Origin of the sequence: uncultured Lutibacter sp., from assembly GCF_937891065.1 — a bacterium.
Lineage (GTDB): Bacteria > Bacteroidota > Bacteroidia > Flavobacteriales > Flavobacteriaceae > Lutibacter.
This window is the reverse complement of sequence record NZ_CALAEQ010000246.1, coordinates 1-10,163: the sequence shown is the minus strand read 5'-3', so window position 1 is coordinate 10,163 and position 10,163 is coordinate 1. Positions and strand designations below refer to the sequence as shown.

The following is a 10,163-nucleotide window of genomic DNA, read 5'->3' as shown; positions in this document are numbered from 1 at the left end:
GATTCTATGAAACCTAAATATTAAATTTAATACTAGTTATAATATTTCTTCCAATATTATTTATATCATCTGCTTTTAAACGAGATAAATGTGAAATGTAATTTTTATCAAATACATTATTAGCATTTATATTAATGTCTAAAATAGTTTTTCCAATTTTTAGGGTTCCTCCAAAACCCAAATTAACTAATGAATAACCATTAGAAACAGTTTCAAAACCACTTACATTATTTTGATTAAATGTAGAGGAAAGATTTATAGAAGCAAAACCATCTGTTAGCCAATTTTGAATATCAAATTCAGTTCTAATAGTATTATTCCAATTATTAGCAGGAATTAAAGGTAAATAATCACCATTTTGTTTTTTTCCGGTAACAGTTTCAAAACTACTATTTATATGTAACCAATCTAAAGGATGGGGATGAAAATGCACTCCAATTTCTCCTCCATATAATTTTGCGTTATTTTGAATATAACTATAAACGTCATTATTATCGAGTATTTCACCAGTAGGCGATGTATAAATATAATTGTTTATATGATTGAAAAAACCGTTGATAAAAAATTCAAAATGATTTGTGTAGTATTCTATATTTAAATCTGCTTGAACATTTTGTTCAGTTTTTAAATTACTGTTTCCAATTTCGTATCTATTGGTACCTTCATGAACTCCGTTTGAGCTTAGCTCTGCCAAATTTGGCGCTCTAAAACCAGAAGCAAAATTCATACGTAATATCAAATCATCATTTAAATTGGTTTTGTAACCTAACGATGCATTAAAACTATGATACGTTTTATCTAAAGCTTCAAAAGAGCCTTCTTCGCCAACAACACCAAATTCCTCCGTTGAAATAGTTCTATTGTCAAAACGTAATCCTGCTTGAAGTACATTAGATTTCCATTCATAATTACCAGTTCCAAAAACACCAATATCATTTGTTATAGCATTTGGGATTAAATATTCTTCTCCAAAATTTTTATTGGCTTGATGCATTCCTTGAATTCCTAAAATGGATTCAATTTTACCAATTTTAGGAAAATGATATTTCGCATTGTAATTAAAGGTATTTAATTTCATCTGTAAAACTGCAATTTCATTGTCTTCAAATTCACTTCTGTCATTAGCAATATAACCAAGATCTACATCCAATTTAGAATTTTGAAAAAAGAAAATGTTGTTTAAACTCAATAAATTATTGAAAACTTCTTGTTTTGGGTAGATTGTTTTTTTGCTGTTAGTTTGTTCAGCAATACCTTCTTCAGGAATTCCTAAATCTAATTTATTATAATTATATCTTAAAACACTTGAAATTTTAGAATTTTGATAACCAATTCCTGTTTTAAAATCTGTTTCATTATAACGTGTATTTGTTACACTATTTCCATTTGAAACCTTATAATCTGAATGTGTATTATAACTTCCTCTCATGATAAATTTCCAATTTTCAGAAGAAGTTTTTAGATTTAATGAAGAATTACTTCCTAAGGTATTTGAAAATAGCTTTTGTTCAAAACTGGATGATAAAGTATTGGCTTTTGCAAATTTTTCAGGATTGAGATATAAAACTCCACCCAAAGCATCTGAGCCATAAAGTAGTGAAGCAGGTCCTTTTATAACTTCTACACTTTCTACTCCAGCATCATTTAAACCTAAACCATGTTCATCTCCAAATTGTTGATTTTCAATGCGAATACCTTGTGAATAAACCAATACTCGATTGCCACTTAAACCACGAATTACAGGTTTTCCAATTGAAGTTCCCGTAGAAACTTGTGAAACACCAGGTATAGTTGCCAAACCTTCAATTAACGTTGAGGATCCTTTTTGTTGTAATGATCTAATGCTTTCATGCTCAACTTTCATTACGTTTTGTGATTGTAGTTTATTAAATGCGGTAGAAACAATAATTTCATCCATTTTAAAAACAGCTTCTTCCAAACTGAAATTTAAAGTTGTTTCTGTATTTTGAAGAATAATACTTTTTGTTTCAGTATTGTACCCAATAAAAGCTATGGTAATTGTAATAGTTGTACTTGGTAAATTTTGTAGTTGGAAAAATCCGTCTTCATTTGTTGAAGTTCCTTTATGAAGGTCTTCAATGTAAACTTCAACACCAAATAATGGGTTGTTTTGTGAATCGGTTATAGAACCTGAAATTTTTTGTTGGGAATATGATAATATTGTAAACCCTAAAAATAGGAATAATATGTATAATTTCATGTGAAATATTTTATTGTTAGTAATTGATAATTAGCTATGATACAATAAAATAGGGTGGAGCTCTTAAAGATTTGTAATTTATATTTGCTGTTGCTGTAATTGATTTAAATGAAGTCTTTTTTTCTTCAATTAAAATATTTTGAGCTATATATTCTGTTGCAATAAATTCAACAGTATTAGTATTAATTTTAAAATGAAAAACAGAACAGTCAACCTCATGCGTGTCAAAATGTGTTATGTTTTGAGCCTCACATACTAAATGTTTATGTTTTTCAAAGGCGTGTGAAAATTGTACTGCAAATGGAAGCAGTACAACTGTGATTAATACAATTGAAATTAACCGGCTAATATGTAACTTAATTTTTGACATATATTAAGCTGCAATATTACAAAAAGAAATTAATCTTTTACGCCTAATTTTCCTAATATAACTTCCATTAAACACCATTTTGTGATAGCAGATTGTAATAAATTTGCACCCACAAATGCAGTGAACCATAACCAGTTCACATTCACTTTTATGGCAAGAATTAGGCTAATTAAAATAAACGTACCTGCTACTGCTCTTACTATTCTTTGTTTCATAATATTTCTTTTAGTTAGATTTTTCAATATTTAAAACAACTACATGTACTTTTGATAAAGTTCTTTGTTGTTTGTTAAATTCAGCTACAGAATTGAATAATTGGTCAGCCTTTTCTTCTGGTACAAATGCATAAAAAATTATAGATTGACTGTCATTCATATCACTAGCAAACCAATTGTTTCCAACTGATTCTTGTGTTAAATCTCTAAATCCTTTTACATCTGTATAAGAATAATGAGTAATTGCAGCTTTTTTTAGTAAGAATTTGATATCATTTTCAAATACTTCAATAGCCGTTATCATAAGTAGTTTCATAAATTTTATTTTTAAAAATTTAAATTTCAGGTTTAGTACTAATCACTAAACCTGAAACAACAATTATTTTTCCCATTTCTTTTTTTCACTCATATAATAAATCATTGGAACCACAATAAGCGTTAGCAATGTTGAAACAATTGCACCGGCAACCAATGAAATTGCCAAGCCTTGAAAAATTGGATCAAACAATATAATTGAAGCTCCAATTACAACGGCTCCTGTTGTTAATAATATTGGTGTTGTTCTTACAGCACCAGCATCAATAATAGCTTGTTTTAAAGGAATTCCATCATTTAATCTAATTTCAATAAAGTCAATTAATAATACAGAATTCCGAACCATTACTCCAGCTAAAGCAATCATTCCAATGAATGATGTTGCTGTAAAAAACGCATCAAATAACCAGTGACCTAATACAATTCCTATTAATGATAATGGAATTGCCAGCATCATAACTAAAGGAGTTTTGAAATTTTGGAACCAACCTACTATTAGCATATAAATAATGATAACAACTACCAAAAAAGCAGTACCTAAGTCTCTAAAAACTTCTAAGGTAATTTGCCATTCTCCATCCCATTTCACTGCAAAATCACTTTCGTCTGATGGTTGTTCTAAATACAATTCGTTCAATTTATAACCTTTTGGAAGTTTGATGTTTTGCAACTTTTCTTTCATTCCTAAAATAGCATAAACAGGACTTTCCAATCCGCCAGCCATGTCAGCAGTTATATAAACCACTTGTTTTTGGTCTTTTCTGAAAATTGTTTTTTGTAAAGTATCTTGTTTTATGTGTACTAAATCACTTATTGGAATTAAATTTCCTTGATTACCTTTTATTTTAATATTTTGAATATCCTGTAAACTTGTCTTATCAGCATCATTTAAGGCTAAAACAATATCAACTTGATCAAAAGAATTTTCGTCATATAAATACGTAATAGGATATTCTTTTAGTAAATAGGTTAAATTAGCAACTACTTGTTGTGGTGCAATTCCATTAAGCATTGCTTTTTCTTTATCAACTTCCAGTTTATATTCAATTTGAACAGCTTCAACCATCCAGTCAATATCAACAACATCTGTTGTGTTTTCTAAAATTTCTTTAACTTGATATGCAACTTTAATTTGTTCCTTATAATCTGGCCCGTAAACTTCAGCAACAAGTGTTGATAAAACTGGAGGTCCAGGTGGAACTTCAACTAATTTTACGTTTCCGTTATATTTTTTTGAAATTTTTTGAATTTCTGAACGCACCTTTTTAGCAACATCATGACTTTGCAAATCACGTTCTGCTTTTGGTAATAAATTAACTTGAATATCAGCCATATTACTACCGCCACGTATATCATAATGGCGAACCAATCCGTTAAATGTAATAGGAGCAGAGGTTCCAATATAATTTTGATAATCTGTTACTTCATGTATAGTTGATAAGTATTGAGCTATTTCTTGTGTAACTGCAGCTGTTCTTTCTAAAGTAGTTCCTTCAGGCATATCAATAATCACTTGAAACTCATTTTTGTTATCAAAAGGTAACATTTTTACAGCTACTGATTTTGTAAAGAACATTAAAATAGAACCAATTAATAAAACCCCTGTAATACCTAACATTACCCATCTTTTTTTACTGTTATCTAAAAGCGGTTGTTCTATTTTTTTGTAAATTTTGTATATTAAACCTGTTTCTAAACCTTCCTCTTCTTTATGTTCTTGCGTATCTTTTTCTTGTAATAAGTGATATCCTAAATAAGGTGTAACTGTTAATGCTACAAATAAAGATAATATCATTGCTATAGACGCACCAATTGGCATTGGACTCATATAAGGTCCCATCATTCCAGATACAAAAGCCATAGGTAATATTGCGGCAATTACTGTAAACGTGGCTAAAATTGTAGGGTTACCAACTTCATTAATGGCATAAATAGCAGCTTGTTTAAATGGTAATCGTTTCATTTTAAAATGTCGATGCATATTTTCAGCAATAATTATACTGTCATCTACCACAATACCAACAACAAAAACTAGCGCAAAAAGTGTAATTCTATTTAACGTATAACCTAGCAGATAATAACTAAATAAAGTTAAAGCGAATGTAAGCGGAACAGAGAAAAATACAACTAATCCACCACGCCATCCCATAGCTAACATAACTAAAATGGTTACTGCTAAAATTGCGACACCTAAGTGCAATAATAATTCACCAACTTTATGTGAAGCAGTTTCTCCATAGTTTCTAGTAACACTTACATGAACATCTGAAGGAATTAGATTTAGTTTTAATTGATCAACTTTATCTAAAATCTTTTTAGATATTTTCATGGCATCAGCACCTTTTACTTTTGCTACAGAAAGTGTTACGGCAGCATATTCACCAGGATTTGATGCAAATTTTTCATTCCCTTTTCCATAACCAAAAGACACATAACTTGAAGGTGTTGATGGACCATCTTGTATTTCAGCAACCTGTTTTAAATAAACGGGCATATTTTTATAAACACCTACCACTAAATTATTTACATCTTCTGCTGATGTTAAAAATTTACCTGTAGTAATTAAATATTCTTGATCTCCTTTTACAAAACTTCCAGATTGTGAACTGCTATTATTGGCTTGTATCATTTGCATAATACCTAATGCGTCAACACCATTTTCAGCCATTTTATCTTTATCTAAAACTACTTTTAATTGACGGTTTCTACCTCCAATTACTTTTGTTATCGAAACATCTTTTACTTTTTCTATTTCTGAAACTACTTCTTCAGCAATTTGTCTAATTTGAAAATCATCATAATTTTCACTCCAAAAAGTAAGTCCAAGCATTGGAACATCATCAATAGATCGTGTTTTTATTAGAGGCTGTGTTACTCCAGGAGGAAACATTCCCTGATGTCTCATTAGTTCATCATACAATTTAACATATGAATCTTCCGTATTTTCTCCAACATAAAATTGAACAATCATCATAGATTGTCCGTTCATAGCAATACTATGAACGTGTTGAACACCTTTTATATTTGAAATAATTTTCTCTAATGGTTTTACAACACGACTTTCAATCTCTGTTGGGCTTGCTCCTGGGTAGCCTACTAAAACATCGGCCATTGGAACAATAATTTGTGGTTCTTCTTCTCTTGGAATCAAAAATGAACTATAAATACCAATTGCCATTAAAGCAACCATTAAAAGAATGGTTAATTTAGAGTTAATAAAAACATTGGCAATTTTACCTGATATACCTTCTTGCATAATTTTATATTTTTGGGCGTTACCCTGTTAAAAAACATGGTCGGGCTATTCGTTTCAATCTTTTTTTACAAAAAAAAAGTATTTCCACTGCTATCCCTAACGCAAATTTTAGATTACTGAATACTAACTTTAGCTCCGTTATACAATTTTCCGTCAGCTGAAACAATGTATTGTTCATCTGCTGATAAACCAGATAATATTTCTACTTGATTTCCGAAAGTTTTTCCTATTCTTAACCATCTTAAAATAGCAACATTTTCATTTCCAATAGTGTAAACTCCTGATAATTGTCCTTGATGAATTAAAACATTTTCTGGAATTAAAACTAAACTTGTTTCATTTTTAGAATTGGTAATTTTTTCAATAGGAAATTGTACAGATGTGTACATCCCTGAAAGTAATTTCACATCAGTTTTATCTAATACTACTTTAACGAAATACTGTCCGCCAGTATTTTTTGTTGAAGTACTAACTTCAGTAACTTTACCAGTTATCAGTTTATTTGTTGATTTCACAAGTACATTCACAATAGTTCCTGTTTTTATTGAAGTAATTTCAGATTCAGGAACCATTGATGTAACTTGATAATTATCAGGTGTTTCTATACTAATTAGAGGCATTCCTGGGTTAGCCATATCACCTTTATTTACAAACTTACCAGTAATAACTCCGCTAAAAGGAGCTGTAATGTTTGAATAAGATAATTGTGCATTTACTTGATTTTTCATTTGATTAGCAGCCTCTAAACGAGCTTTAGACATTTCATAATTTGCTGAAATATCATCCATTTCTTTTTGCGATGCACTATTCTCTTTAAATAAAGTGGTAAATCTATTGTAATCTTTTTCAGCATTATTAAATGCAACTGTGGCTTCAGTAATTGAAGCACTAACTTGTGCTTTTTGAGCTGAAATATCTGCACTATTAATACTTAACAGTAATTGTCCTTTAGAAACCTTATTTCCAACATTTACGTATATATTATCAACAATTCCCATCATTCGAGTGCTTAAATTTGCATTCTGAACGGCTTCTATTTTTCCACTAGCAGTAATAAATGTGCTACTTTTTGATGAAGGTGTATTAACTTTTACATTTACAGTTGGTCTATTGTCAACTACTGTTGCTTTTTCTTTTCCACAACTGCTTGTAAAAATTAATGTTACGATTGCTATTATGTTTAATATTTTTTTCATTTTTCAGTAATTTATATAATATGTTTTAAAAAAAATTGGTGTCTATTTATAAGTTATTTCGTTAAAAAAGCTACATAAGCTTTTGTATAGTTGTAGTTAAAAACGGTTTGTAAATATTCAAGTTGTTTTTGTAAATATTGAGTTTCTGAAATTAATAAATCAGATGTTTTTTCTAATCCTTGTTCAAACCTGTTTGTTCTAATTCTTAATGCTTCGTTAGATTGTTCAACAGCTAAATTTGTGAGCTTTAATTTATTTTCAGCATCTTTAAGATCACGTTTAGCTTTGTTAAATTCAAGTTGGCTTTTATTTTTATATTGTTCTAAACTTAGCTCTGCTTTGTCTAATTCAGCTTTACTTTTTTGAGTTTTTCCAATACGTTTAAATCCTTCAAAAACATTCCAAGATAATTGTGCGCCAACTAAATAACCTTTAGCATCTGTTCCAAATAAATTATCGTCGTACAATTCATAACTTCCAAAAGCATTTAATCGAGGTAAATAACTCATTTTGTTAGCTTTATGCATATTGGTATATGCTTCAGAACTTTTTTTCATTGCTTCAATATCAGCTCTGTTATCTGAAAGCTCATTATTGTAAATGTTTAGATTTATAAGTGCTTCTAGATTTTCAGAAGGTTTTAAAGTAGCTTCTATATTTTCTCCCATTAGAAACATTAAATAGTCTGAAGCATTTTTTACGTTACTTTTTGTAGTTAACAATTGATTTTCTACTTCAGTTACATGTACTTCAACAGCAAGGATATCGGCTTTTTGCATATAACCTTGCTTGAAATTATTATCAGCTATTTTTTTGTTTTCTAAAGCAGCTTCTTTTGCTTTTTCTAATACTTCAACAGCTTTGTAAGCAAGTTGAAGTTGCATGTATGCTTTTGTAACCTCTAGTTTTATATAGTCGGTTGTTCTTGCCGATTGTAATTCAACGGCACTCATTTTTGCTTTAGCCGCTTTACGCATAAATAAGCCGTCTGCATTAAAAATTGGTTGTTGAACTTCTATTTTTGTAGCAAAATTTCTTATTTCATTAGGGTCATTTAACAGTGCAGGATTAAAATCAGCCTGCGTTAAAATTTCCTGATTCAATTTTGAACCAAATGCCATTAAAGGATTTGTAGTTGTAATTCCTGTATGAGATACTGTAATATTTGGTAAAAAAACAGCATTACTTTGATTGTAGTCTGCTTTTGAAATAGTGTAATCTTGTTCAGAAATTTTAATAGTATGGTTGTTCTTTTCAACCTTGCTTAATACTTCATCAAAAGAAATTAATTTTTCTTGTTGGGCATTAACAATCAAAAGATTAAAAATGAAAAATAGATAAGTAAAGCTATTTTTAATTTGCATATTTTTTGTTTTTTAGTTTGTTGCAAATGTAATTGAGGTTTTAACCCTAAACGGTAATAAATAGTACACACTTATGTAACATTAATTACATTAAATTCAAAAAAATAGATAAATATGCCTTATTTTTTAAGAAAACTTAATTTATTTAAGATTTGTATTAAATTTATAACAAAAAAATAATATTATAAAGCTTTTAAGAAAGAATCTTTTATTTTTTAAGTTTTGAAAAATGAATTTGACCAGAATTTCCTGAAAGTAGTGTTGACAATAATTTAGTTTGTGGAAATTGTTCGAATATTATTTTTAGAAATACAGTAATTGGAATTGACATTATTAAACCTGGAACTCCCCAAATATATCCCCAAAACATTAATGAAACTAGTATTGCAATTACATTAATAGAAAATGATTTACCCATAAAAATAGGCTCTAAAATACTACCAAATAAAACTTGTACTAATGTTATGGTTATAATAAAAAATAATAATGAACTAGTTGGATCTAATTCTACAAATGCAAATAACGCAAGTAGAATAACAGATACTATAGAACCAATCATTTGAACAAAATTGATAAGAAATGCAAATAGCCCCCAAAAAATAGGAAAACTAACATTAAAAAAATAACAAGCAAGTCCAAAACCTAAACCTGTTAAGGCACTTACTAAAAATTTTACTTTTACAAATGTTATTAAATCGTTCTCTATTTTCATAAATGTTTTAACCGATGCATATTTTTGTTTAAAAATAGTACCACTTAAAACGTTGTAAAAATTTAAAGATTCGGCTAACCATAAAATAACAAAAAAGGCAGTCATTAATAACATGGATACTGTATTGCCTATTAAACTTAATGTAGAACCAAAGTTTTTACCAAAATCATCTTTATTAATAAACATATTTAAAAGATTCCCATCGTTCATAAATTGCACACCTAAAAAATCTTCTATAACTTGTACTAAATCAATTAATTTAATTTGTGCTTTTGTAAAAAAAGCGTCTTGAGTTTGTATTATTTCTTTACTGGCTAATTTTATTATTTCACCACCAACTAGCATAGCTCCAACAAAAATGAGTAGTACAAGAATAATACTTATAAAATTAGGAATTTTTCGTTTTGTTAACCATCTCATTAATGGCAAAAATAGCAAAGCAATAAACAAAGAAGCTGTTAATGGAATAAGTATAAAACTTAATGTTTTTAATAAATAAAAAATTAATGGAATT

Annotated in this window: 8 protein-coding genes; all 8 read right to left on the bottom strand. The window is 28.8% G+C overall.

Annotation, left to right across the window (positions count from 1 at the left end; genetic code table 11):
• Positions 1-13 precede the first annotated feature (13 nt).
• On the bottom strand, positions 14-2,221 hold the full coding sequence (locus Q0352_RS13315; protein WP_299528268.1) for a TonB-dependent receptor: 2,208 nt from the start codon (positions 2,219-2,221) through the stop codon (positions 14-16).
• A 34-nt stretch (positions 2,222-2,255) separates the two neighbouring features.
• Positions 2,256-2,591, bottom strand: a complete 336-nt coding sequence (locus Q0352_RS13310) for a hypothetical protein (RefSeq protein WP_299528266.1) — start codon at positions 2,589-2,591, stop codon at positions 2,256-2,258.
• A gap of 29 nt (positions 2,592-2,620) precedes the next feature.
• Positions 2,621-2,806: a DUF2892 domain-containing protein gene (locus Q0352_RS13305; RefSeq protein ID WP_299528264.1), complete on the bottom strand. Its 186-nt coding sequence runs from the start codon at positions 2,804-2,806 to the stop codon at positions 2,621-2,623.
• Between the two features lie 10 nt (positions 2,807-2,816).
• Positions 2,817-3,122, bottom strand: a complete 306-nt coding sequence (locus tag Q0352_RS13300) for a hypothetical protein (protein WP_299528262.1) — start codon at positions 3,120-3,122, stop codon at positions 2,817-2,819.
• 63 nt (positions 3,123-3,185) lie between these two features.
• Positions 3,186-6,377 (bottom strand): efflux RND transporter permease subunit, encoded by a 3,192-nt coding sequence (locus Q0352_RS13295; RefSeq protein WP_299528260.1) that lies wholly within the window; start codon positions 6,375-6,377, stop codon positions 3,186-3,188.
• 113 nt (positions 6,378-6,490) lie between these two features.
• Entirely contained in the window at positions 6,491-7,573 is a 1,083-nt protein-coding gene (locus Q0352_RS13290; protein ID WP_299528258.1) for an efflux RND transporter periplasmic adaptor subunit, read from the bottom strand.
• Between the two features lie 53 nt (positions 7,574-7,626).
• Positions 7,627-8,937, bottom strand: coding sequence for a TolC family protein (locus Q0352_RS13285; RefSeq protein WP_299528256.1), 1,311 nt, complete (start codon positions 8,935-8,937; stop codon positions 7,627-7,629).
• 208 nt (positions 8,938-9,145) lie between these two features.
• The coding region (locus Q0352_RS13280; RefSeq protein WP_367274652.1) for an AI-2E family transporter at positions 9,146-10,163 on the bottom strand (1,018 nt) is incomplete at its 5' end.